The sequence below is a fragment of the Fuscovulum ytuae genome (genome assembly GCF_029953595.1).
Taxonomy (GTDB): domain Bacteria; phylum Pseudomonadota; class Alphaproteobacteria; order Rhodobacterales; family Rhodobacteraceae; genus Paragemmobacter; species Paragemmobacter ytuae.
Window position 1 is genome coordinate 2,783,744 of the sequence record NZ_CP124535.1, and the last position, 24,222, is coordinate 2,807,965.

Genomic DNA, 24,222 nt, shown 5'->3' on the forward strand with positions numbered 1-24,222 from the left:
CCTGACCCGAGGCACCGGCCAAAGCTTTAATCAGGATTTGCCGGAGGTCCGGGGTCAGGCCCGGGACGGGGTTTTCTGGCGACGGGTGATAGGCCGGATGGCGGGGTGAACCCCGCCCTACTCGCCTTCCAGACGTGTCCGCATTTCGCGCAAAACGGGGAGGACGGCGCGGACGCGGTCGGCGCCTAGGGCCTGCACCACTTCGCCGATCAGGGGGGCGACGGCTTGCACGGCGGCGTCACGGGCGGCCCTTCCCGCCGGGCTGATGGCCACGAATTTGCGGCGGGCATCATCCCAATCGGGACGGATATGGATGTGGCCCGCCCATTCCAGGCGGGTCAGCGTGTTTGTCATCGCCCCACGCGTGACGTGGAAGGCGCGGGCAAGCTGCGCGGGGGTGCGTTCGTCATTCACCCGCGCGAGGTGGTTCAGCACGCCGAAATGCGACAGTTCCATCCCCTTGGGCAGCACCTTGGAGATGCGGTTGCGGGCGAGTTGGTCGGCCATGAACAACTCGCCAAACAGGGCGACGGCGATGTCTTCGGTTTTTTCGACCGGCTGTTTTTCGGGGGGCTTCATGAGCCGGGCCCCGTGAAATCGCGGTCGTGAGACAGGGAGGGGATGCGGGCGCGGGCCTTTGCCACCTCGGCCAGATCAAGATCGACGAAGGTGACGCCGGGTTCGGTGCCTGCGTCTGACAGAACCTCTCCCCATGGGGCGATGGCGAGGGAATGGCCGTGGGTTCGGCGGCCCTTGCCATCTTTTTCCGGGTGAAAGCCGGTCTGGGCGGGGGCGAGGATGAAGCAGCCGGTTTCAATCGCGCGGGCACGGAGCAGGGTTTCCCAATGCGCGGCGCCGGTGATGTGGTTGAAAGCGGCGGGGACGGTGATGATCTGCGCGCCCGATTGCGCAAGGCGGCGGTAAAGATGGGGGAAGCGGACGTCGTAGCAGACGGTCAGGCCGATCTTGGCAAAGGGCGTTTCGGCCAAGATGGCGCGATTGCCGGGGCGGTAGCCTGCGGATTCGCGGTAAACCTCGGTCTCGGACACGTTCACGTCGAACATGTGGATCTTGTCGTAGCGGGCGGCGATGCCGCCGTCTGGCGCTATCAGGAAGGAGCGGTTGGCGAAGCGGCCGTCTTCGTCTTGGGTCAGAAGGCCAAGCGAGCCGATCAGCAGCCAGATGCCGTGCTTGGCAGCCGCGTCGCGCAGCGCGGCGAGGGTGGGATCGGTTTCCTCGGGGTGCAAAAGCGTCCGCAGGCGGGCGCGGTTGGACGACAGGGCGTTGGTGCATTCCGGTGTCAGCACGAAGCCCGCGCCGCCAGAAGCGGCGGCGGCGATGTGCGACAGGGTGATCGGCAGATTTTCCGCCGGATCATCCGTTACGGTAAGTTGCACCAAGCCCGCGCGCATCAGGCCAGCATCGGGTCGAGTTTTCCATCCGCCTCCAATGCGTGGAGGTCGTCGCAGCCACCGACATGGGTGCCGCCGATGAAAATCTGCGGGACGGTGCGGCGGCCTTTTGCCCGCGTTGTCATCGTATCGCGCAGCGCGGGGTCACGACTGACATCGATTTCGGTGAAGGCCACGCCCTTCTTGGTCAGCAGCCGTTTTGCGGCGTGGCAATAGGGGCAGATCGGGGTGGTGTAGATTTCGACGGGTTTCACGGGATGCATCCTTGGCGGCGACGGGGCGGCGTTGGGCCGAACTATAGGGATTTAGGCATCCTTAGCAACGCGGGCCAGCACGGCAATGGATACCCGCCTTGCACCCGCTGCAAGGCAGGCCTCTGTCGCGGCGGCAAGGGTGGCGCCGGAGGTCATCACGTCGTCGATCAGCAGCACCTCTGCCCCCTTCAGGCGCGGCGCATGGCGGGGATGGGCGCGAATCGCGCCAGTGACGTTACGAAAGCGGGCGTCGCGGTCGCGCCCATCTTGCGTGGGGGTGCGGCGGGGGCGGATCAAGAGGTCCGGGATATGGGGCAAGTCTGCGGCCTTGGCGAGCGCTGCGGAAAGCAGAGCGGATTGGTTATAGCGGCGGCGAAAGAGCCGAAACCAGTGCAGTGGGATGGGGGCCACGATCATGCCGGGGCGCAGGATTGGTTGGGCTGCACGATAGAGCCAGCGGGCCGCTGGTTGGGCCAGATCGGTGCGGTCGCCGTGTTTCAGGGCAAGCGTGAGGTTGCGCGCCCTGTCACGGTAAACCAGCGCGGCGCGGCCCTGATCCCATGGGCGGGCCAGCGTGAGGCAGTCGTCGCAATGCACGGTGGCGTCATCCTCGCCGGGAAGGGGGGTGCCGCAGCTGTCGCAGACAAGGCCCGTGATGAAGGGTGTATCGCGCCAGCAATCGGGGCAGAGGGCGAAGACGCTTTCCACCAGCCCGCCGCAGGACAGGCATTGCGGCGGATAGAGAAGATGGAGAGCCGCTTGCATTCTGTTTCCCTTTCTGGCGAAGGTCCGCGTCATGCAAACGCCACCCCTGATGACCGACCGCCCTGCCCTGCTGCGCAACCGCGCCCGTACCGAAGAGGGCGCGCTGTTTCTGCATGATGAAGTGCGTGCTGAGGTGGAGGAGAGACTCGCAGAGGTTAACAGACGGTTTACGTCGCCTGCCGTGGTGACGGGTTTCCCGCAGGTTTGGGCTCTGCCGGGGGCGGTGGTGGTGCCGGATGAGGATGTGCTGCCTTTGGGGGTGCAAGGTCACGATCTGGTGATCCATGCTTTGGCCTTGCATTGGGCGAATGATCCGGTCGGGCAGTTGGTGCAGTGCCGCCGCGCGCTGCGTTCGGATGGGCTGTTTCTGGGGTTTCTGTTCGGGGGGCAGACGCTGGCCGAGTTGCGGGCCTGTCTTGCGCAGGCCGAGGCCGAGGTGACAGGGGGGCTGTCGCCGCGCGTGCTGCCGATGGGGGAAATCCGCGATCTGGGCGCGCTGTTGCAGCGGGCGGGATTTGCCCTTCCTGTGGCCGACAGTTTCACGAAAACCGTGACTTACGCGGATGCCTTTGCCTTGATGCGCGATCTGCGGGCCATGGGTGAGGGGAATGCGTTGATGGCGCGGTTGCGCAGGCCCACGCAGCGGGCGGTGATGGCGCGGGCGGCGGCGCTCTATCAGGCGCATCATGCCGGGGCGGATGGGCGCATAAGCGCCACGTTCGAGATCATTTGCCTGACGGGATGGGCGCCGGATGACAGCCAGCAAAAGCCGCTGCGCCCCGGTTCGGCTGCCCAAAGATTGGCCGATGCGCTGGGAACAGACGAGCTGCGACTGCCTGACAGGGCCGGGGACGGTTGACCCCGGCCAATAAGCCTATATGTCCCGCGCAATATTCGGGAATCTGAAGGAAACGTGATGCTGGATGCCAAGCCTTCGACGCAGGGTGCCGTGATGGGCCATGACGCGGGCATGATCCATCCTGGGAAGGGGCGTCTTGCCCATGCCGGGCCGGACCATCCGCCCGTCCGCCGGGCGAAGATCGGGGTGCTGCTGGCCAATCTTGGGACGCCGGACAATTACGACTATTGGTCGATGCGGCGCTATTTGAACGAGTTTCTGTCGGACAAGCGGGTGGTCGATTATTCGGCATGGATATGGCAGCCGCTGTTGCAGCTGGTGATCCTGTCCAAGCGGCCGTTTTCGTCAGGCGCGAATTACAAGCTGATTTGGAACCATGACCTGAACGAAAGCCCCCTGCTGACAATCACCAAGGACCAGACCCGTAAGATCGGCGAAGCGATCGCCGGGCGGTATGGCGATGAGATCATGGTGGATTTCTGCATGCGCTATGGCAATCCTTCGACGGAATCGAAGGTAAGGGCGATGGTCGAGGCGGGCTGCGAGAAGATCCTCTTCTTCCCGCTTTATCCGCATTATGCGGGCGCGACCTCGGCCACGGCGAATGACCAATTCTTTCGCGCGTTGATGAAGGAAAAGCGCCAGCCTGCGGTGCGGACGGTGCCGGAATATTTCGACCATCCGCTGTATATCGAGGCTTTGGCGCAATCGGTTGAGAAGGCTTATGCCGCGCTGGATCACAAGCCCGATGTGCTGGTTGCGTCCTATCATGGGATGCCGAAGCGGTATCTGATGTCGGGTGACCCCTATCATTGCCAATGTGCCAAAACCTCGCGCCTGTTGCGGGAGCGGCTTGGGTGGGAGAAGGGGTCGATCGACACGACCTTCCAATCCGTCTTTGGCCCCGAAGAATGGCTGCGCCCCTATACGGTGGAGCATGTGGCCGAATTGGCCAAGCAGGGGAAGAAGAAGATCGCGGTGATTGCGCCGGCGTTTTCAGCGGATTGCATCGAAACGCTGGAAGAGATCAACGGCGAGATCCGCGAGGCGTTCGAGCATGAGGGGGGTGAGGTGTTCACCTATATCCCCTGCCTGAACGATGACGAGCCGCATATCGAGGCGCTTGTCGCGGTGATCGAGGAAAATCTTACGGGCTGGCTGCGCTAAAGCGCAGCCGACCTTGGGGATCGGCAAAAGGAAAAGGGTCGACGAATTGCTTCGTCGACCCTTTCCTGTACGCGATCCGACAGATCAGTTCGAGGCAGCAGCCGCGATGACCAGCAGGAGCAGCAGCGGAACGATGATGCCGCCAGCCGAGGACGACGTGTTCGCTTCGACAACTTCCGGTTCCATGACCGGTTCAGCCATGCCGCCGGCGAAGGCGGTCGAGGCGGCGACCGTCAGAGCGGCAGCGAGCGCGAGTTTCTTCATGTTAACCTCCAGTTATTGCATGACGACGAATGTTGCAGAGGCGACGCCATGCACCCAAGATATACCTCGTGGCCCCTGTTAAGCAGCAACCTAGGCGGAATGCAACTTGCTGCTTGCGTGACGCGCGCCGTTCCGCCGCTTTTCGTCAAATTAGCAACACTTGCGTACCGACTTGCGCGAAGGCGAACAATTCTTGAATGTGCTCGTTGTAGAGGCCCACGCAACCGTTCGATGAACGACGCCCGATCTTGCGCGTGTCATGGGTACCGTGGATGCGATAGTAGGTCCATGACAGGTAGAGCGCATGGGTGCCAAGCGGGTTGTCTGGAGACCCGCCTTCCACCACTTCGGGCCATTCGGGGTTGCGTTCGCGCATCGCGGGTGTGGGCCGCCACGTGGGCGCGACGACCTTTTGCACCACCTCGGTCCGGCCACGACGGGTGAGGTCTTCGGACAGGGGGACAGAGGTCGGGTAAAGGCGGTAGATCGACTGATCCTCGGACCAGAAATGCAGGGCGCGCGAGGTCAGATCGACAAGGATCGCGCCTTTGCGGGTGTTGTCGAAATAGCTTTGCCAATCCAGCATGCGGAAGCTGGAGGCGTTGTTGCGCACCGAACTGGAGGCACCGGGAAGAATTTCGGTGGAGCCTTCCATCGCGGCGGCAGGAAGGGCGGCGGCGGCCCCGATGGCGGCGGCCCCGGCAATGAAGTGGCGGCGGCCCATGGGCGGCCTGCGGTCGGCAGTCATCTGCTTGCCTCGTTTCTTGGTTGTGGCTTTGCGGGCGTGATAGCGATTTTGCCCAGTTTCGGCAAATCAAACGCGCGTCAGTCGGCAAAGGGCCGCAGGAAACCCCTGTCACGGAGAGTTGGGTTTGAACTGCAACCGCGCTTTCGATAAAGAGCGGCACAAAGAACCGGCGCTGCGGCGCATGAGGGGCGGGCAGGACATGAACAGACGGACGATGCTGATGCTGGGCGGTGCTGCGGCGGCGCTGGCGGCCTGTAGCCCCACAATGGGTGCAGGCCCGAAGCTGGGACCGGATGGCAAACCCCTGCCGCAGGTCTATCCTACGGCGGCGCAGGGGGCGGGGACGATCGAATATCGGCTGCTGGATTCCGTCAATGCCTTGCGGCAGGCGCGGGGTCTGGGTCAACTGACGCTGAACGCGCAGTTGAATGCGGCGGCGGCGACTCATGCGCGCGACATGTCGGTGCAGAACCGGCCTTGGCATTTCGGGTCTGACGGGTCGTCGCCTTTGGTGCGGGTGCAGCGCGTGGGGTATACCGGCAAGCTGCTGGGTGAGTTGATTTCAGAAACCTACGAGACGGAGTTGGAGACGCTGGCCACGTGGATGGAAAGCCCCGACATGCGCAACGTGATCCTTGATCCGGCGGCGACGGAATTGGGCTTTGCATGGTTTCAGGAACCCAATGGCAAGATCTGGTGGACCCTCGTTACCGGGACGAGCGGGGGCTTTGGCGGGTTCCAGAGCGCGGCATTTAACGGCTAGGGCCGTGCAGCCTGCCCCGATCAGGGCAGGATGTGGATGACGGTGCCGGGTTTGACCATGGCGTAGATCACCTCCATCTCTTTGTCGGTGACGGCGATGCAGCCTTCGGTCCAGTCGCGGCGCGAGATGGGGCGGCGCGGGCCGCCATGGATGAAGATATCGCCACCGGGGGATTTGCCTGCCTCTTCGGCGAAGGCACGATCCGCCGTGTTGGGGTAAGAGATGCCCAAGGACAGGTGGAAGGCCGAGTTGGGGTTGCGATGGGTGATGTAATAGGCGCCTTCGGGGGTCTTGCCATCGCCTTCGAACTGCTTGTGGCCTTCGGGGGCGAACCCCAGCGCGATATCGTAGGATTCCAGCACCCGGCCATTGTGCAGCAGATACATTTTGCGTGCGGCCTTGTGGACCTGAACCGAGGTCACCTCTGGCCCGTTATACTTGCGGAACTTGCCGCTGCCGCCGCAGGCCGACAGGCCCAGCGCGAGGGCGAGAACGAGGAAAACCTTCAGAAACCACCGCATGACACTGCCCGCCTTGCCGATTATCGTTTTTTCAGCCGCATAGCCGAAATTCGCGGGTCTGGCTAGGAGACCTTTCGGAGGGGCCGCTCACGGATTCGTCAGCGGGATTATCGGCGCGAGAAGCGGGCGGCGAGTTCGACATGCGCGGACCAGCGGAACTGGTCGATCACCTGCACCCAGTCGAGGGCGAAACCTGCGGCGATCAGGAGGCGGGCGTCGCGGGCAAAGGTAACGGGATTGCAGGAAACAGCCGCGATAACGGGGACTTGGCTGCGGGCCAGCGTGGTGAATTGCGCCTCGGCCCCTGCCCTTGGCGGGTCGATCACCACGGCATCGAAAGATCGGAGTTCATCGGGTTCCAGCGGGCGGCGGAAAAGGTCACGCGTTTCGGTGGTAAGTTTCTTGAGGCCGGGGGTGGCCCGCCAGCCCTTTTCCAAGGCGGCGGTCATGGCGGTTTCGCCTTCGACGGCGTGAAGTTCGGCGCGTTCCGAAAGGGGCAGGGCGAAGGTGCCGCAGCCTGCGAAAAGGTCGGCGATGCGCCGCGCGCCCCCGACGGCATCGGTGACGGCAGCGAGAAGGGCCGCTTCGCCCTGCGGGGTGGCCTGAAGGAAGGCACCGGGGGGCGGGGCGACAAGGGCCTTGCCGAAACGCTGCATCGGCGCGGTGCGGAGGGTGACGGTTTCGCCATCCCAAGTGAGGCGGGCAAGGCCGTGGGTTTCGGCGATGCGGGCAAGGTCCATGCGCAGGGGACCGTCAAGTTCCTTGCCGCCTGACACGGCGACGTCGGGGCCGGACAGGCTGCGCGTGACGGTGAGGGCGAGTTCGGTGGAGCGTGACCCGCCCGCGCGGGTCAGTGCCTCTAACGCCGGAAGGGTGGCGAGGAGGTCCGGGTGCAAGAGGTTGCAGTTCGGCACGGGGATGATGAGGTCGGACCCGCGAGCGTGAAAGCCGATCAGCGCGCCGCCCTTTGTCTTGCGTGCGGCCAGCGTGGCGCGGCGGCGGCTGTTTGGGGGGGAGGTATGGGTGGCGCGGAAGGGGGCATCAAGGCCTTGGCCCGCAAGGGCGCCTTGAACGATCGCTTCTTTCCATGCCGTCACGAAAGGATCGGCCGCGTGCTGCATCAGGCAACCGCCACAGCTGCGGGCATGCGGGCAAGGCGGTTTCTTGCGGTCGGCTGAGGGGGTGACGATGCGGGGATCAAGCAGACGGTCGCCGTGCAGGGTGCCCTCCACCTCTTCGCCCGGGAGAAGGCCAGGGATGTAGACGGGGCCATCGGGGCCTTTGGCGATACCGTCGCCCAGATGACCCAATCGGTCGATGGTCAGGATCACTCTGCCGCTTCCTTTTCGTCGGTGCCGATGAAGCCGCCCGACTGGCGGTTCCAGTAGCGGGCGTAGAGGCCGCCCTTGGCGAGGAGCGTCTCATGCGTGCCTTCCTCGACGATCCGGCCATCGTCAAGCACAACGATGCGGTCCATCGCCGAGATGGTGGAAAGGCGGTGCGCGATGGCCAGCACGGTCTTGCCTTCCATGACGCGGGAAAGGGCGTCTTGGATATTCGCCTCCACCTCGGAATCCAGTGCCGAGGTTGCCTCATCCAGCACGAGGATGGGCGCATCCTTGAGGAAGGCACGGGCGAGGGCGATGCGCTGACGCTGACCACCTGACAGTTTCACGCCGCGTTCGCCAAGGTAGGCGTCGTATCCCTTGCGCCCGTTGTGATCGATCATCTGGCTGATGAATTCATGCGCCTCGGCGGCGCGGGCAGCGGCGATGATTTCGTCATCCGTGGCCCCCGGCTTGCCATAGGCGATGTTGTCACGGGCGGAGCGATTGAACATCGCGGTTTCCTGCGTGACCATGCCGATCTGGCGGCGCAGGGATTCCTGCGTGACGGTGCGAACGTCGTGGCCATCGACCCTAACATCGCCGGATTCGGTGTCATAGAGCCGGAGGAGGAGGGAGACGAGCGAGGATTTCCCGGCGCCAGAGGCCCCCACGATCCCCAGTTTTTCGCCCGCGCGGATGGTGAGGTCGATGTCGCGGACGCCGCCCCGTTTGCGGCCATAGGCGAAGGAGGCGTGATCGAAGCGCACCTCGCCCTTGATGGGGGGGAGTTCGTGGGCGTCGGGCGCATCGGCAAGGGCGTGGGGGACGGCAAGGGTTTTCATCCCATCCTCCACTTCGCCCACTGAGGTGTAGATGGACATGAGGGTGAAGCTGACCCAGCCTGACATCTGGGCAATGCGCATGGCGATGGCCCCTGCGGCTGCGATGTCGCCTGCGGTGGAGGCCCCCTGCATCCACAAAAGCACCGCGCCGCCGATCAGGAGGACGGGCAGGACGCCCGCCAAGGTCATCAAGGACAGGCGGAAGAAGGTGGAAATGACGCCGAATTCGAGGGATTTTTCGCGAAACACCTCCATCGACTTCAGGGCGACGCGGTCTTCGAATGCGGCATGGGCAAAAAGCTTCACCGTTTTGATATTGGTGATCGTGTCGACGACCTGACCCGAAACCATCGCGCGGGATGAGGCGCGGGCGGCGGAGTTGACGCGCACGCGGGGCATGAAGAAGCGGATCAGCAGGATATAGGCCACCAGCCAGACCGCGAGCGCCAGCGCGATGCGGTTGTCGATGGCGATCAGGAAGATGACCGATCCGATGACAGAGGCCAGCGCGAAGCAGACGGTGTTGATGACTTCGGTCGCGACATCGGTGACGGCGCGGGCGGCCTGCATCTGCTTTGTCGCGATGCGGCCTGCGAAATCATTGTCGAAGAAGGTGACGGCCTGACCCAGCGTCCAGCGGTGCAGGCGGGATAGGACAAGCGGCAGAACATTGGGGCCGACGACGATGGAGTTGGACGCCGAAGAGATGCCAAAGGCCAGCGGACGCAGGACCATGTAGAAGATCAGGAAGGAAGCGATCAGCAGGCCATGATCGGCGAAGAAGCGGTCGGGGCCAGAGGCTAGGGCCGCGTCGATCACCCAGCCGAGGATGAGGGCTGAGACGACCTCTGTCACCCCGGCAAGGGACGAGAGGATGCCCGCCACGGTGAGGGCGGGCCATGACCCCTTCAGCGACCAGCGGAAGAACTTGCCCAAGGATTGCGGCGGGGGGCCGTCAGCGGGGCGGAAGGCATCGATGGCGTTGCCGAGTGTGCGGGAAAGGGTCATTCGGCGGCCTCTTCTTCCAAGCCGATGAAGCCCCCCGATTGCCGGGCCCAGAAGCGGGCATAAAGCCCGCCCTGCACCAGAAGGTCGGCATGGGTGCCCTGTTCGGCAATGCGTCCATCTTCCAGAACGATGATGCGGTCCATCGCGGCGATGGTAGACAGGCGGTGCGCGATGGCGATGACGGTCTTGCCCTGCATCACGCCATAAAGTGCGTCTTGGATGGCGGCCTCGGCCTCTGAATCCAGCGCGGAGGTCGCCTCGTCCAAGATCAGGATTGGCGCATCCTTCAGGATGACGCGGGCAAGGGCGACGCGCTGACGCTGACCACCCGAGAGTTTCACGCCGCGCTCGCCGACATGGGCGTCATAGCCGCGCCTGCCCTGTGGGTCTTCCAGCGTCAGGATGAAGTCATGGGCATCGGCCCGCTTGGCGGCGGTGATCATGTCTTCCTCGGTCGCGTCGGGGCGGCCGTAGAGGATATTGTCGCGGACGGAACGGTGAAGGAGAGAGCTGTCCTGCTGCACCATGCCGATGCGGCTGCGCAGGCTGTTCTGGGTGACCTGTGCGATATCCTGCCCGTCGATCAGGATGCGGCCTGCTTCGCAATCGTAAAAGCGCAGCATGAGCTTCACCAAGGTGGACTTGCCCGCGCCAGAGCGGCCCACCACCCCGATCTTTTCACCGGGGTTGATCGTGAGGGAAATGCCCTGCAGCCCGCCTGAGCCGCGCCCGTAATGGTGACGGATATTGTCCAGTTCGATCCTGCCTTCGCGGAAGGCCAGAGGCTTGGCATTCGGCGCATCGACAAGGGTGATGGGGTGGGTGATCGTTTCCATCCCTTCCTGCACCACGCCCAAGGCCTGCACCAAAGACGAGAAGGCCCACATGATCCAATAAGTCATGTTGTTCAGCCGCAGGACAAGGGCGGTGGCGGCGGCGACGGTGCCGATGGTGGCAGCGGATTGATACCACAGAAGGATCGCCCAACCCGTGATGGCAACGATAAGAAAGCCGTTCAGCACGGTCAGCGCGAGGTCCATCTTGGTGATGATGCGCATCTCTTGCTTGAACGTCTCGCGCGCGTGTTCGATCGATTCCTTGGCGTAGTCGAGTTCGCGGGCGTCATGGGCGAACAGCTTGACGGAATGGATGTTGGTATAGGCATCCACCACGCGGCCCGTGACGGCGGAACGGGCGTCGGAACTGGCCTTGGATGCCGGGCCAGCGTGCCGGATCGTCCAGCGCACAAGGGCGCCGTAGAGGATGAACCACAGGACCAGCGGCAACAGGAGCCGGGGGTCAGCATCGGCCAGCATGATGGCTGCGCCGACGACGGTGACCGAGGCGAAGGCCACGGCATCGAAGGTCTGAAACACGGCATCGCCTGCCGCGGGGGGCGTTTGCATGATGCGGTTGGCGATGCGGCCCGCGAAATCGGATTCGAACCAGCCGACGGGTTGGCGGATGACATGGGCATGGGCCCGCCAGCGGATCATCGTGCCGAAATTGGGCAGGATGGTGTTGTGGAGGAGCGCGACATTGGCGACGAGGAGGAGGGGGCGCAGGATCAGGACGGCCAGCGCGACGGCGATCATCTCGGTGCCGTTGAGCGCCCATGCCTGCTGGGGGCCGTTCTGCGCCAGAAGGTCTACAAGCCGCCCGACATACCAGATCAGCGCGACATCGGCGAAAGCGGTGATGACCGACAGGATGGCCGTGATGGCAAAGACCCCTCGGAAGGGGCGGATGTAATCCTTCAGAAAGGGCCAGAGCCGCCGGGGCGGCGTATCGGTTTGCTCGTAGGGACCGTAGGGGTCAACGAGGCCTTCGAAAAAACGAAACACGGGGAGAAGCCTCTATGTCAGACCCCACGATATAGCCCCCTTCTTGGCGAAGGGAAACGGTCAGCCAAGCAGTTGTGAGCGTGTCAGCCGCAGGTCAGAGGAAAGCCAGAGGTTTTTCAGCCGTTTGAGTTCCTGCCCAAGTGCAGGGCCGGACAGGGCGGGCAGGTCGGCGGCGGTGACGGGGAAAGGGGTAGCCGCGCCGCGCGCCACGTCGTCTTTTGCAGTGGGGGGGAGGGGCTGTTCGAAAAGGGCGGCCCGCAGAAGCAAGGCATCCATGGCAAGGGCCGGGCCAAGGCTGTGGCCAAGAACGGCAGGCGTCTGGGTGCCTTCGAGCGCGGCGCGGAGATGGGCCAAATCGCGCGAGTCGCTGCGCGAGAGGCGCAGCGCATCGGTCGGGTCCGGCCCACCCAGCGCCGCCATGCGGCGCAGCCAGCGGATGGGTTCGCCCTGTTCCAGATGGATCAGAGGGGCAAGCAAGCGCGGATCGGCGCCGGGCAGCAGGGCGGCAAGGATGCCTGCCTGCGCCATGCTGCCCACGGCGGGGGCGGGATCGGGGGCGGAAAGAAGCTTGCGCATCTCGGCCCCGACGCGCTCCTTGGACAGGGCATGCAGGCCGTCGATGCCCGCTGCGCAGGCGGCAAGGCCGTCGGCATCCATGCCTTGGGCGGGATCGCCATACCAAGCGGTGAAGCGGAAGAAGCGCAGGATGCGAAGGTAATCTTCGCGGATGCGGCTATCCGGGTCGCCGACAAAGCGGACACGGCGTGCGTGCAGGTCGGGCAGGCCTTGGAGTGGATCAACCAGCGTGCCATCGGGGCGTGCATAGAGGGCGTTCATCGTGAAGTCGCGGCGGGCGGCGTCTTCTTCGATGCGGTCAGAAAAGGCCACAACGGCGCGGCGGCCATCGGTAGCCACATCGCGGCGAAAAGTGGTGACTTCGTGTGGTTTGCCATCCGCGACAAGGGTGACGGTGCCGTGGTCGATCCCTGTCGGCACGGATTTCAGCCCTGCCGCCTTGGCCAGCGCAATGACACGGTCGGGCGTGGCGTCGGTGGCGATGTCGATATCGCCCACGGGCATGTTCAAGAGGCCATTGCGGACGCAGCCGCCAACAAAGAGCGCCTGATGCCCGCCCGCGAGGATCGCCGCGCAGACGGATTGCGCAGCCGGGTCGGTTAGCCAGTCACCCGTCAACCTCATGCCTTACCCCTGCACCCTATCGGCCAGACTGCGCAGGATGCGCGCCGTGGCCCCCCAGATGTAATAGGGACCATAGGGCACGGCATAGTACCTGCGCCATTCATTGCGCCAGCGGCGGCGTTCGATGGCGTAGTTGCCGGGTGTCAGGACGTGAGAGAGGGGGAGGGTGAAGACTTCTTCCACCTCGCCCGCCTCGGGGATGGGAGTGAAGCTGTCGCGGATGAAGCCGAGGATGGGGGTGACAGAGAACCCGGTGACGGTTTCATGGTCGGGCAGGGTTCCAGCGATTTCGACAAGGGCGGGGGGAAGCCCCACCTCTTCGCGGCTTTCACGCAGGGCGGCGCCGATGGCGCCATCATCGCCCGCATCCACCTTGCCGCCCGGAAAGGCGATCTGGCCGGGGTGGTGTTTCAGATGCGATGACCGTTTCGTCAGGATCAGCCGCGCGCCATCGGGGTGCAGCCAGACGGGAACCAGCACCGCGGCGGGCCGAAGGCTGCGGCCCGGCGGCAGGGTAATGCCGGGGTTCAGGTCGAAATCCGAAGACGGCCGCGCGGGGCGGGCAAGGGCCTCGCGCAGCCGGGACTCCGCGTCATGCATCGGGGGCCTTTTCCGCCTCAAACCCCACGGTTTTCGGGTCCAATTCGTAATGCGCGCCACAGAACTGGCAATCGGCGGTGACGATGCCTTCATCCGTTGTCATGTGGGCGATGTCCTTGGCCGAATAGATGGACAGCGAATTGCGGACCTTTTCTTCGGAGCAAGAGCAGCCAAAGCGCACAGGTTGGGCGTCGAAGACGCGCGGTTCCTCTTCGTGGAAGAGGCGGACCAAAAGGTCGGTCGGTTGCACCGAGGGGCCGATCAGCTCCATCTCTTCGACTGTGTCGAGGAGGAGGTTGGCGCGGTTCCAGTTTTCGCCCTCATCCCCCGACAGGATATCGGAATGGGTGAGAAGCCCACCTTCGCCCGTGCCTTCGCCATTGGCGACAAAGGGCGATGCCTTGGGCATGTGTTGCAGCATCACGCCGCCTGCGCGCCAATGGGGGGCGGCCCCCGGCTGCTGGCTGCGGCCATAGGTGACGGCAAAGCGGGTGGGCAGCTGTTCGGATTGCGCGAAATAGGTTTCCGCGCAAGACGCGAGGGAACCGCCCGCGATGGGGGTGATGCCCTGATAGGGCACCATCCCCTGCCCCTGATCGATCAGGATGGCGAAATAGCCTTCGCCGATCTGGCTGAACGGGGTGGCGGCGGGGTCGAGCCTGTCGCGATCAAAGCTGGCATAGGCGCGGATACGGGCGGATTGCCCATCTTCGGAGGGGCCATAGTAATCCGTCGCGATCAGCCGCGCGGGGCCGTTGCCGCGAATCTGCAAGGACAGTTTCCAGCGCAGCTTGATCGTCTGACCGATCAGCGCGGTCAGAAGCGCGGCCTCGGCCACCAGTGCCTCGATCTGCGGGGGGTAGGCGTGCTGTTTCAGCACCTGATCCAGCACGCCATCGAGACGCGCGACACGGCCGCGGATATCCGAGCGGTCAAGCTGAAACGGCAGGACGGTATCGTCCCAGGCGAGTTGAGAGCCGATGGTCATTGGGTTTCCCGATTGTGCCAGCCCCTGATACCGCGCCAATATGGCATGCGTAAACATGGGGCCGAAGAGATGATCCGTCGATATGGGGAACAAGTGAAGCAAGGTCAACGCTACAGGCGGCGGCCGGGGGTCTATGCGATCCTCTTGGACGGGGGTGAGTTGCTGGCGACGCATCAGGCGGAACCCGTGCCAGAGTATCAGTTGCCGGGCGGAGGGATTGATCCCGGCGAACATCCGGTGGCGGCGCTGCACCGTGAGGTTTTCGAGGAAACGGGGTGGAAGATCGCCGTGACACGGCGGCTGGGGGCGTTCCGGCGGTTCACCTATATGCCGGAATATGACCTTTGGGCCGAAAAGCTGTGTTCCATCTATCTGGCCCATCCGGTGCGGCGTCTTGGCCCGCCGTCCGAGGCGGGGCATCGCGCGGTGTGGATGCCCGCGCAGGCGGGGTTGGACCTTTTGGGCAATGACGGGGATCGCGCGATGCTGGCGCGGGCGCTGGGTCAATTGCGCTAGGGTGGGCCGTGCCAATCGATGACGATGGCCGAGATGTCATCGGGAAAGTCAGTGGTGCCAGCATGGGTGGCAAGGGCCGCGATGACGCCATCGGCCAAGGCCCGGCCACGATTGGGGGCCTGATCTGATAGAAGACGGGCAAGCCCGTCATCCCCCAGATCGGACTGCGCCCGATCGGGGCATTCGATCAGCCCATCCGACCCGATGAACAGCCGATCACCGGGGGAAAGGCGCAAGGTCAGGGCGGTATGGCCGGGGTCGGGCACAAGGCCAACGGGGAGGCCACCCTCACCCAGTGGCAGGACGCTGCCATCGGTTCTGAGGAGCAAAGGGTGTGGATGACCCGCCTGAACGAAACGCAATTGCCCAGTGGCAAGGTCAAGTTCTGCGCAAAGAAGGGTCAGGTAGAGGTCCCCCGTCTGATCCGACAGCAGGATACGGTTCAGCCGGGCAACCATGGTTTCCACCGGCAGGGGGTGACCATTCTGGAAGGCAATGTTCTGGTCGCGCGATCTTGTGGCCAAAAGGGCGGATAGGCGCGCGATCATCAGGGCGGCAGCCACGCCATGGCCCGACACATCTATCGCATAAAGCAGGATGCGCCCTTCGGCGATTGGGAACCAGCCGACGAGATCGCCGCCAAGAAGGCCAGAGGGGCGCAGAAGGAACACCAGATCGGCGGGGCCAAGCGCGACAACCGGTTCCGGGGCGAGAGAGAGTTGCAAACGACGCGCCTCGGCCAGATCGCGGTGAAGGGCAGCATGGATGCGTTCCAGATCGGCATTGCGGCGGCGCAATTCGGCCTGCATGGCAAGGATGCGTTCCCCGGCATGGAGACGTGACAAGAGTTCGGTGGAATCCACCGGTTTTGTCAGGAAATCGTCCGCGCCGCTGTCCAGACCGATGGCGATGTCGTCCTTTGCCGACTTCGCGCTGAGCAGGACGAAATAACTATAGGCCCTGTCTGGCAGGGCGCGAAAGGCGCGGCAGAAATCGGGGCCCGACATGCCGGGCATGACCCAATCGGACAGGACGATGTCGAAATCGGTGCGCCGCGCTATGGCAAGCGCCTCGGCCCCCGAGGCGGCCTGCGTCACGGCATAGCCCCAGCGGGTGAGTTGCCGCATCAGCATCTGGCGTTGGGCGGCGCTGTCGTCGACGACAAGCACCTGTTGCGGCGCATCTTGTGACATTCCCGGTGATCCTTTCCCGCATCACTATGAAGCCTTGCCCTTAAACCCCCGTGAATCGCGAAAATTGCATGTTTTTCTGGGGGTTTGGCTTCACCAGCCATGAAGGATTCGCCGCCAGTCTTTGCCCTGCATGGGAAATGGAGGGTGCGATGCTGGTGAATCCCGCGCGGGTTGAGGCGCTGCGTCAAGAGATTGGGGAGGACGGTTTCCCCGAAGTGTTGGAGATGTTTCTAAGCGAAAGCGCACAGGTCGTGGCGCGGCTGCAAGAGGCGGATGATCCTGCCGCTATTTCGGCGGATATGCATTTCCTGAAAGGATCGGCGCTGACCATGGGGCTGGATGATCTGGCCACCTTCTGCCTGACGGCGGAACAGGGGGCGGCGCTGGATCCGGTGGCCTTGGCCGATCTGTTTGAACGGTCGCGTGCGTCGTTGTTGGCGTTGCGATTCTAGATCAGGAATTCGGCCAGAATCTCGTCATTCGTGATGTCGCGATAGGTGAAGGCGGCAGCGTCCAGCTTGGCGAACAGCTCGCGGAAATTTTCGGGTCGCCGGGTTTCGATGCCGATCAGGACAGAGCCGAAGTTGCGTGCCGATTTCTTGAGGTATTCAAAGCGCGCGATGTCGTCATCCGGGCCAAGCATGCCAAGAAATTCGCGCAGCGCGCCGGGGCGTTGGGGCATGCGCAGGATGAAATACTTCTTCACGCCCGAATAGCGCTGAGCGCGTTCCTTCACCTCGGGCAGGCGCTCGAAGTCGAAATTCCCGCCGGAGGTTACACAAACCACCGTCTTGCCCCGGATTTCATCGGCCAGTTCGGGCAGCACATCGACCGAAAGCGCCCCTGCGGGTTCCAGCACGATGCCTTCGACGTTCAGCATTTCCAGCATGGTGACGCAGATGCGGTCTTCGGGGGCGAGGAGGACGTTGGTCGCGTCGATCCAATTCAGGTGGCGGAAGGTGATATCGCCCAGCCGAGCCACGGCGGCACCGTCGACGAAACTGTTGACGCGGGGGAGTTTCGCAGGCTCTCCCGCGCGCAGGGCGGCCATCAGGCTGGCGCCCCCCAGGGGTTCGACAAAGCGGTAAGCGGTCGTGGGCGCAGCCTGCCGCAAATAGGCGGTGACACCGGATGACAGGCCGCCGCCGCCCACGGGCAGGATCACGAGGTCGGGCGCCTGACCCAGTTGGTCGAGGATTTCGACGCCGACAGAGGATTGGCCCAAGATCACATCGGGATCATCGAAGGGCGACAGGAAATGTGCCTGCCGTTCGGCGCAGAAGTCCTGCGCGGCGGCAAGCGTTTGGTCGAAATAGTCGCCCGTCAGAACGATGCGGACATTGTCGCCGCCAAAGGCGCGGGTCTTGTCGATCTTTTGCTGTGGGGTGGTGACGGGCATGAAGATCGTGCCGTCGACGCCGAAATGGCGGCAAGCGAAGGCAAGGCCTTGCGCGTGGTTCCCAGCGCTGGCGCAGACGAAATGGCGGCGATCGGGGGTTTCGTCCAGCACGTGGCGCATGGCGGTGAAGGCCCCGCGCAGCTTGTAGCTGCGGACCGGGGTCAGGTCTTCGCGTTTCAGCCAGATGTCGGCGTCATAGCGCTGTGACAGGTGTTCGTTGCGTTGCAGGGGCGTCTCGGGAAAGAGCTCCCGAAGAGCGGCGGTGGCGGCGCGGGCCTTTGCAACGAAATCGGTCATTCGGCGGAACTCCCCCAGAAAAATATCAGTCCGATTGCGCCGCCCGCAACGTGCCGTATTCTTGCCTTGTTTCTGCCGCTGATCGGCACACAGGCTGTCCACTGCAGTCTTAAGCGAGGAGCGGACCATGTTCCATCCCAAGAAGATCGTGACAGTTCTTGGTATCACGGCGCTTATGTTGGGCCCGGTTTCCTTGCCATCCTTCGACCTTGGGTCCGGCCCGGCCTATGCCAATAACGGCAAGGGCGGCGGGGGCGGCAATGGTGGCGGCGGTGGAAACGGCGGTGGCGGCGGCAAGGGTGGTGAGAAATCCGGCGGCAAGTCGAAAGAGCGGGCTGGCGGCAATGGCGGAGGTAACGCTGCCGAGAAATCGGTTGCGCGTGGCGCCCCTGCGAATGCCAAGCCGAAGGCCGCGACCGCGCCTGTTGAAGAGGGTGAGGTGGTCTTTGCCGCCCGCGATCTGGGCAATATGAACGGCGCGATGAATGCCAATGTGAATGCGGTTCTGGCGCATATCCGCAATGGCAATTTCAACGGTCCGGTGGGCGCTGTGGCGGGGCTGGTGGCCGCCGATGCAAGGGCTGGTGATCTCGATAGCGCCGATGTGCTGGACCGGGCCGACATCTGGCAGGGCTATCGCACCGAGTTGGAAGCCGCGCTTGGGCCGAATTATCAGGAAGTGCTGGGCAGTTATGCGGAGGATCAGGCGGCCTATGCTGCCTATCAACAGGCATTCGCCGATTGGTCGGCGCGGGATGAGATCTATCAGGCGGCCCTTCTGAACCCTGCCTTGACCGAGGATGAGGTGGCAGCCCTGAACCCCGGCCCGGCCCCGGAGCCCGTGCTGTTCGAGCCGGACCCGGTGCTGGATGACCTGATCGCGCGGACGCCCGTGGTTGAGGAACCGTCACCTGATGAGATTGACCTTGTGAATGCGGTTAGCGATGCGGAAGAGGCGGTTCTGGCCCTGTGGAACAAAAATCCCGGGGATGCAGATGGGCTTAGCCCTGAGGAAGAGGCTTTGCTGGAACAATTGCGGGCGCGTTTCTCGGATGCCGATCTAGAGGTGATTGCCGCGGCGTCGGGTTCCTGAGGCGCAGGTGCAGGTCGATGATGGGGGGCGGCCGTAGCGGCCGCCCTTTTCGCATCCCCGCCGCCCTTGCCCGCAAGGGGATTACCCGATACACCGCGCCCCGGAAAAACCCCATGAAAAGGGCGCTGCGCCGATGTTGAAGCCGAAGAAAGTCGTCCTCGCCTATTCGGGCGGGCTGGATACCTCGATCATCCTGAAATGGCTGCAGACGGAATATGGCTGTGAGGTGGTGACCTTCACCGCCGATCTGGGGCAGGGCGAAGAGCTGGAACCGGCGCGGCAGAAGGCCATTTTGCTGGGGATCAAGCCGGAGAACATCCATATCGTCGATCTGCGCGAGGAATTCGTGCGGGATTTCGTCTTCCCGATGTTCCGGGCGAATGCGCTCTATGAGGGCCTGTATCTGCTGGGCACGTCCATTGCACGGCCCTTGATTTCCAAGGAACTGGTGCGGATCGCGCAGGACACCGGGGCCGATGCTGTGGCGCATGGCGCGACGGGCAAGGGCAATGATCAGGTGCGGTTCGAACTGGGTGTGGCGGCGCTGGACCCGGCGATCAAGGTGATTGCGCCTTGGCGGCTGTGGGATCTGACCTCGCGCACCAAGTTGCTGGAGTTTGCCGAGGCGAACCAGATCCCGATCGCCAAGGACAAGCGGGGCGAGGCGCCGTTTTCGGTGGATGCGAACCTTCTGCATACCTCGTCCGAGGGTAAGGTTCTGGAAAACCCCGCCGAAGAGGCGCCCGAGTTTGTGTATCAGCGCGTGGTGCCTGTTGAGAAGGCGCCGGATACCCCTGAATTCGTTGAGATTTCCTTCGAACGTGGCGATGCCGTCGCGATCAATGGCGAGCGTCTGTCGCCTGCCACCATCCTGACCCGTTTGAATGAAATGGGCGGGCGGCATGGCGTGGGGCTGCTGGATCTGGTGGAAAACCGCTTTGTGGGGATGAAGTCGCGGGGGCTTTATGAAACCCCCGGCGGGACGATCCTGCTTGAGGCGCATCGGGGGATCGAGCAGATCACGCTGGATTCGGGTGCGGGCCACCTGAAGGATTCGATCATGCCGCGCTATGCGGAACTGATCTATAACGGCTTCTGGTTCAGCCCTGAGCGGGAGGCGTTGCAGGCCCTGATCGACAAGACGCAGGAACATGTGACGGGGACCGTGCGGGTGAAGCTGTATAAGGGTTCTGCGCGGACGGTGGCGCGGTGGTCGGACCATTCGCTCTATTCCGAAAAGCACGTGACCTTTGAAGAGGATGCCGGGGCCTATGATCAGAAGGATGCCGAAGGGTTCATCCGGCTGAATGCGCTGCGGTTGAAACTGATTGCCACGCGGAATGCGCGGGTGAAGTGATCCTTTGCCTAAGGCATTGAAATCGGGCGGGCTTTGGCCCGCCCTTTTCGTTTCAGGTCTGTTTCTTGGCTGCCTGTTCGTCCAGTGCGGTGCCAAGCTGGTTGGGTTCCCAATCCTGCGCCAACGCCTCGGCCACCAGTGCGGCCTGCGTCTTGGGGGCCATGCCGCCCAAGGGCGGGTCGCGGTCTAGGTTGGTGGGGAAGCTGTAGCCTTCGGCGGATGCTGCGATGGCATGGGCGATCTGGGCAGCAGAGAGGGTGCCGTCGTTTTTCGCTTTGCGCAGAACGGGATACAGCGCCTTTGTCATCCGCGCCCGATCCACCGTTTCCATCGCCCGGCCATAGGCGGAGGAGATTTGGAAAAGATTAACCATTCGGCGCACATCGGCGCTGCGGTTGGTGCCTGCTGCATGCAGAAGGGCGGGCGAGAAGAACAGCATGTCGCCCTTGGCAAGCGGCAATTGCACATGATTTTCAACGAAATAGGCACGAAAATCGGGGCGGTTCATCGCAAGATATCCCGCATCATAGGTTTGCGAGAAGGGGAGGAGTTGGGTGGGTCCGGTTTCCACCGTGGCATCGACATGGGCGATGGCACCCTGGAGCGTAAGGACCGGCGAGAGGAGTTGCACATGGCGGGGGTAGCGTTCGATCTGCGCCGCTGACTGGAAGCCAAGGTGGTAGTCGCGATGCGGCGACTGCGCCGCGCCGCCGGGGTTCACCACGTTGAGCTGCGCGGTGATCTGGTAATGGGGGCCAAGCCATGCCTCGGATATCGCCGCAAGGAAGGGGTTGGCGTAGTAACGGGCGAAGTTGGCAGGGTCCGCAAGGCAATGTTTTTCCAAGGAATTCCAAATACGGTCATTCGCGCCGGGCTTGGCGAAATGATCGCCGCCGCCAGTGCCTGCGCGGTTTTGTTCCGCGATCAGGTTCCAGAAAAGGGCGCTTGCCTCATCCAGCATCGCAAGGTCGGGTTCGGCCCCCTTGAGAACCACCACACCGGGACCTGTCAGCAGCGCCTCGGCCCATTCGGCCATCAGGGCGCGGCGGTCTTCTTCATTCGACAGGGTGGGAAGGAGGGTGGGGCAGTCATAGATCAGGATGTTCTTCTGCACATCCGCCGCAAAGGGGTAATCCGCGAGGGAAACAGTTTGAGAACAAAGGGTTGCAAGGTCTTCTATACGGCAATCCTCGGCCTTTAGATAGACGCGCGCCGCACGGGCGGCGATGGTGGAGTGGTTAAGCATGGCATCCTCCCCGATGCTGGTTAAGAGGAGTTTGCGACGGCGTGCGGCCTTGGGCAAGCGGGGCGATGATGGAAGATCGTCAAAGCTTGAACCGTGCAAGCCTTTGATAATGCGGGAGGGCCTGTTCCACGAGGGGGGCATAATCGGCGGGAAGGGTGGGAAGGGGGCCCTCCGCCTCGCCGAAACCGGTGGAGGCGTGGACGGCGTTATACCAATGCGGCGCCCAGACCCCGTCATAGGATTTAGGTCCGGCGGGCCAGTGCAGCATGTTTTCGGTGAAAGGGATGTCCAGGGCCATGCAGAGTTTTGCCAGCGATTCCCGTGGGTTGGCGCGGATATCTGCGCTGTCGATCACAAGGGGAGCGCGACCCATCCATTGCGCCACCTCGTCAAAGAGTTCGGCCTGTTGAACGAATCCAATATCGGCGAGGGTTGGGGCTTCGCGTTTCTGGCTATAGCTGGCGACGACGCGGGCGGGGTGGCGGATGAGGAAGACATTGGTGAGGGCGCGCATGAAGCCGCGGTCGAATTGCGGGATCATGTGGAGGGTCATGTGTTTTTGGTAGTGGATTGATTTTCCATCAGGAATTGGGCCGAGAATGTCCGCCGCGACATCCATCGGATCTGAGGGTTGCGAACCGATAACCTCCCACCGCATCGGATGGTCGATGCCTGTCGCGGCCAGATAGGCCCCGTAGAAGGGTTCATCCTCGACCGCGCAATCACCCCGTGCGGCGAAGGAATACATCATTGCCGTCGACAGGTTCCGGGGGCCGGACCACATCGCAATCTTCATCGGTTTTCCCCGTCCGCTTCCTGTGCCGTATTTTGTACCGCAAACTGTGCATACGCTACGAACGCGCGATCAACGCCTTGTAAAGCCCGCGCAGCCGTTCTGTCATGGGGCCCATCTGACCCGTCCCGATCTGACGACCGTCGATCATGCAGACAGGCGTCTGCGCGCCGAAGGTGCCTGTCAGGAAGGCCTCATCCGCGCCGTAGGTATCGACGAGGCTGAAGTTGCGTTCAAAGACCGGAATGCCATTGTCGCGGCAGAGGTCGATGACCTTTTGCCGCGTGATGCCGTTCATGCAGTAGTCGCCCGTGCTGGTCCAGACCTGCCCCTTGCGGACGATGAAGAAATTGCAGGCGTTGGTGGTGTTCACGAAGCCATGGACATCGAGCATCAGCGCCTCATCCGCGCCGGCCTTTTGGGCGGCGATGCAGGCGAGGATGCAGTTCAGTTTGGAATGGCTGTTCAGCTTGGGGTCCTGCGTCATGGGCAGGCCGCGCAGATGCGGGACGGTGGCAAGCGTGATGGGGCGCGGGATCTTGGGGCGCGAGTGTTCCATGATGATGGCGACGGTCGGCCCCTGTTGCGACAGGCGCGGGTTCTGGAAGGGGCGGGTCTTTATCCCGCGCGTGACCATCAGGCGGCAATGGGCGTCGGTGACCATTCCATTGGCCTTTTGCGTCTCTAACACGGCGGAAATCATCTGATCCGGGGTCATACCGATGTCGAGGTCGATGGCCTTTGCCGCCTCATAAAGCCGATCCATATGTTCGTGGATGAAGGCCCATTTGCCGTCGTAAAGGCGGATGCCTTCCCAGACGCCATCGCCCAGCATGAAGCCCGAGTCGTAAACCGAGACGAGGGCATCCTTTTTCGGAAGAATGCGGCCATTCACGTAGATGAGGATGCTTTCGTTACGGATATCTTCTTCTGCGGCGTGGGTGGAGACGTGGTCGGTCATGGGGCCCTCTTGTGTTGGCGCGAGGGTAGTGGGGGGGCGTGGCAAGGGGAAGGGGGGCCGTCACCTATGCGTGAGGTCACGGCAGGGTGAGTTGCGGGATTTGGGCGGTCGGGTGAGGGTTGGGACAAAGGAGTATCGCCCATGCATCGCCTGTTCACCGTGGCTGCCGTTGTCGTCACCGTCTTTCTTTCCGCCGTGCTGGGGGCGGCGAGCCATGCTGCGACGGGGAAGGCCGTTGTGGCAGGGGGCTGTTTCTGGTGCGTGGAGGCGGATTTCGAGAAGGTGCCGGGGGTGGTGTCGGTCGTGTCGGGCTATACCGGCGGGACTGTGAAAGACCCAACCTATAAGCAGGTGAGTGCAGGCGCGAGCGGGCATTACGAGGCGGTGGAGATCACCTTTGATACCGACCGGATCAGCTATGATCAGGTGTTGCGCCTGTTCCTGCGATCTGTCGATCCGCTGGATGCGGGCGGGCAGTTTTGCGACCGGGGCGAGAGTTATCGGACGGCCATTTTCGTCTCTAATCCTGCTGAAAAAGCTGCTGCCGAGGCGGCGGTGGCTGAGGCGTCGCAAGCATTGGGCGCGGCGGTGGTGACGCCTGTTCTGGCGGCGGGGCCGTTTTATGAGGCCGAGGACTATCATCAGGATTACTACAAGAGCCGCGACATCGTGCTGACGCGCGCAGGACCGAAGCAGAAGCGGAACGCTTATGCGTTTTACCGCGAGGCCTGTGGGCGGGATGCGCGGGTGCGGGCGATTTGGGGCGATCAGGCGGCATTCGCGAAATAGCGGGCGGGGCCTTTC

26 protein-coding genes are annotated in these 24,222 nt (G+C 63.3%); 8 read left to right on the forward strand and 18 right to left on the reverse strand.

The genetic code is table 11. The features are described from left to right. Positions 1-117: 117 nt before the first annotated feature. The 4 genes from QF092_RS13395 to QF092_RS13410 are packed head-to-tail and all read right to left on the reverse strand — an operon-like array spanning position 118 to position 2,431. Positions 118-579, reverse strand: coding sequence for a MarR family winged helix-turn-helix transcriptional regulator (locus QF092_RS13395; RefSeq protein WP_281464460.1), 462 nt, complete (start codon positions 577-579; stop codon positions 118-120). After that, entirely contained in the window at positions 576-1,412 is an 837-nt protein-coding gene (locus QF092_RS13400) for a carbon-nitrogen hydrolase family protein (RefSeq protein ID WP_281464462.1), read from the reverse strand. Before QF092_RS13400 ends, QF092_RS13395 begins: the two co-directional genes overlap by 4 nt. Next, positions 1,412-1,666, reverse strand: coding sequence for a glutaredoxin 3 (gene grxC, locus QF092_RS13405; RefSeq protein WP_281464464.1), 255 nt, complete (start codon positions 1,664-1,666; stop codon positions 1,412-1,414). The genes QF092_RS13400 and grxC overlap by 1 nt, the downstream gene beginning before the upstream one ends. Before the next feature lie 51 nt (positions 1,667-1,717). Continuing rightward, complete coding sequence (locus tag QF092_RS13410; RefSeq protein ID WP_281464466.1) at positions 1,718-2,431, reverse strand: ComF family protein; 714 nt, start codon at positions 2,429-2,431, stop codon at positions 1,718-1,720. A gap of 31 nt (positions 2,432-2,462) precedes the next feature. Between QF092_RS13410 and QF092_RS13415 the strand changes: the two genes are divergently transcribed. Both QF092_RS13415 and hemH read left to right on the forward strand, forming a co-directional pair. Further along, positions 2,463-3,290 carry a methyltransferase domain-containing protein gene (locus tag QF092_RS13415; RefSeq protein ID WP_281464468.1) on the forward strand — a complete coding sequence of 276 codons (828 nt, stop codon included), beginning with the start codon at positions 2,463-2,465 and terminating at the stop codon, positions 3,288-3,290. 111 nt (positions 3,291-3,401) lie between these two features. Further along, positions 3,402-4,457 (forward strand): ferrochelatase, encoded by a 1,056-nt coding sequence (gene hemH / locus QF092_RS13420; protein WP_281469987.1) that lies wholly within the window; start codon positions 3,402-3,404, stop codon positions 4,455-4,457. Between the two features lie 84 nt (positions 4,458-4,541). Here hemH and QF092_RS13425 read toward each other — a convergent pair whose 3' ends face one another. Further along, positions 4,542-4,721, reverse strand: a complete 180-nt coding sequence (locus QF092_RS13425) for a hypothetical protein (RefSeq protein ID WP_281464470.1) — start codon at positions 4,719-4,721, stop codon at positions 4,542-4,544. A gap of 145 nt (positions 4,722-4,866) precedes the next feature. Then, on the reverse strand, positions 4,867-5,469 hold the full coding sequence (locus QF092_RS13430; protein ID WP_281464472.1) for a L,D-transpeptidase: 603 nt from the start codon (positions 5,467-5,469) through the stop codon (positions 4,867-4,869). A gap of 199 nt (positions 5,470-5,668) precedes the next feature. Here QF092_RS13430 and dalA point away from each other — a divergent pair, with 199 nt between their 5' ends. Then, on the forward strand, positions 5,669-6,232 hold the full coding sequence (gene dalA, locus QF092_RS13435; RefSeq protein WP_281464474.1) for a divisome-associated lipoprotein DalA: 564 nt from the start codon (positions 5,669-5,671) through the stop codon (positions 6,230-6,232). Positions 6,233-6,252: 20 nt separating this feature from the next. On the opposite strand, the gene QF092_RS13440 is transcribed toward dalA, so the two are convergent. From QF092_RS13440 to hslO, 7 genes are all read right to left on the reverse strand, one after another. Then, complete coding sequence (locus QF092_RS13440; RefSeq protein ID WP_281464476.1) at positions 6,253-6,753, reverse strand: L,D-transpeptidase family protein; 501 nt, start codon at positions 6,751-6,753, stop codon at positions 6,253-6,255. A gap of 107 nt (positions 6,754-6,860) precedes the next feature. After that, positions 6,861-8,084 (reverse strand): class I SAM-dependent RNA methyltransferase, encoded by a 1,224-nt coding sequence (locus tag QF092_RS13445; RefSeq protein WP_281464478.1) that lies wholly within the window; start codon positions 8,082-8,084, stop codon positions 6,861-6,863. Then, positions 8,081-9,931: an ABC transporter ATP-binding protein gene (locus QF092_RS13450; RefSeq protein ID WP_281464480.1), complete on the reverse strand. Its 1,851-nt coding sequence runs from the start codon at positions 9,929-9,931 to the stop codon at positions 8,081-8,083. The genes QF092_RS13445 and QF092_RS13450 overlap by 4 nt, the downstream gene beginning before the upstream one ends. Further along, complete coding sequence (locus tag QF092_RS13455) at positions 9,928-11,775, reverse strand: ABC transporter ATP-binding protein (protein ID WP_281464482.1); 1,848 nt, start codon at positions 11,773-11,775, stop codon at positions 9,928-9,930. Before QF092_RS13455 ends, QF092_RS13450 begins: the two co-directional genes overlap by 4 nt. Before the next feature lie 60 nt (positions 11,776-11,835). Continuing rightward, the gene (locus QF092_RS13460) at positions 11,836-12,975 is read right to left on the reverse strand and encodes a CCA tRNA nucleotidyltransferase (RefSeq protein ID WP_281464484.1); all 1,140 of its coding nucleotides are present in this window, start codon (positions 12,973-12,975) and stop codon (positions 11,836-11,838) included. A gap of 3 nt (positions 12,976-12,978) precedes the next feature. Further along, entirely contained in the window at positions 12,979-13,575 is a 597-nt protein-coding gene (locus tag QF092_RS13465) for a CoA pyrophosphatase (protein ID WP_281464486.1), read from the reverse strand. Continuing rightward, positions 13,568-14,563 (reverse strand): Hsp33 family molecular chaperone HslO, encoded by a 996-nt coding sequence (gene hslO, locus QF092_RS13470; RefSeq protein WP_281464487.1) that lies wholly within the window; start codon positions 14,561-14,563, stop codon positions 13,568-13,570. The genes QF092_RS13465 and hslO overlap by 8 nt, the downstream gene beginning before the upstream one ends. A 69-nt stretch (positions 14,564-14,632) precedes the next feature. Between hslO and QF092_RS13475 the strand changes: the two genes are divergently transcribed. Further along, positions 14,633-15,079 carry an NUDIX hydrolase gene (locus tag QF092_RS13475; RefSeq protein ID WP_281464489.1) on the forward strand — a complete coding sequence of 149 codons (447 nt, stop codon included), beginning with the start codon at positions 14,633-14,635 and terminating at the stop codon, positions 15,077-15,079. Here QF092_RS13475 and QF092_RS13480 read toward each other — a convergent pair. Beyond that, positions 15,076-16,272, reverse strand: a complete 1,197-nt coding sequence (locus QF092_RS13480; protein WP_281464491.1) for a PP2C family protein-serine/threonine phosphatase — start codon at positions 16,270-16,272, stop codon at positions 15,076-15,078. The two genes, QF092_RS13475 and QF092_RS13480, sit on opposite strands and share 4 nt — an antisense overlap. Before the next feature lie 149 nt (positions 16,273-16,421). Between QF092_RS13480 and QF092_RS13485 the strand changes: the two genes are divergently transcribed. Beyond that, on the forward strand, positions 16,422-16,724 hold the full coding sequence (locus QF092_RS13485; RefSeq protein ID WP_281464493.1) for an Hpt domain-containing protein: 303 nt from the start codon (positions 16,422-16,424) through the stop codon (positions 16,722-16,724). On the opposite strand, the gene ilvA is transcribed toward QF092_RS13485, so the two are convergent. Then, positions 16,721-17,968, reverse strand: coding sequence for a threonine ammonia-lyase IlvA (gene ilvA / locus QF092_RS13490; RefSeq protein ID WP_281464494.1), 1,248 nt, complete (start codon positions 17,966-17,968; stop codon positions 16,721-16,723). The two genes, QF092_RS13485 and ilvA, sit on opposite strands and share 4 nt — an antisense overlap. Before the next feature lie 127 nt (positions 17,969-18,095). Between ilvA and QF092_RS13495 the strand changes: the two genes are divergently transcribed. Then, entirely contained in the window at positions 18,096-19,061 is a 966-nt protein-coding gene (locus tag QF092_RS13495) for a hypothetical protein (protein ID WP_281464496.1), read from the forward strand. A 133-nt stretch (positions 19,062-19,194) separates the two neighbouring features. Beyond that, the gene (locus QF092_RS13500) at positions 19,195-20,418 is read left to right on the forward strand and encodes an argininosuccinate synthase (protein WP_281464498.1); all 1,224 of its coding nucleotides are present in this window, start codon (positions 19,195-19,197) and stop codon (positions 20,416-20,418) included. 52 nt (positions 20,419-20,470) lie between these two features. Here the strand turns inward: QF092_RS13500 and QF092_RS13505 are convergent, their stop codons facing one another. From QF092_RS13505 to QF092_RS13515, 3 genes are all read right to left on the reverse strand, one after another. Continuing rightward, a complete protein-coding gene (locus QF092_RS13505) occupies positions 20,471-21,664 on the reverse strand; it encodes a phytanoyl-CoA dioxygenase family protein (protein WP_281464500.1) in 1,194 nt (397 codons plus the stop codon). A gap of 79 nt (positions 21,665-21,743) precedes the next feature. Beyond that, on the reverse strand, positions 21,744-22,460 hold the full coding sequence (locus QF092_RS13510; RefSeq protein WP_281464502.1) for a sulfotransferase-like domain-containing protein: 717 nt from the start codon (positions 22,458-22,460) through the stop codon (positions 21,744-21,746). A gap of 55 nt (positions 22,461-22,515) precedes the next feature. Continuing rightward, positions 22,516-23,418: a D-amino acid aminotransferase gene (locus QF092_RS13515; protein WP_281464504.1), complete on the reverse strand. Its 903-nt coding sequence runs from the start codon at positions 23,416-23,418 to the stop codon at positions 22,516-22,518. A gap of 141 nt (positions 23,419-23,559) precedes the next feature. Between QF092_RS13515 and msrA the strand changes: the two genes are divergently transcribed. Then, entirely contained in the window at positions 23,560-24,207 is a 648-nt protein-coding gene (gene msrA / locus QF092_RS13520) for a peptide-methionine (S)-S-oxide reductase MsrA (protein WP_281464506.1), read from the forward strand. Positions 24,208-24,222: the final 15 nt, after the last annotated feature.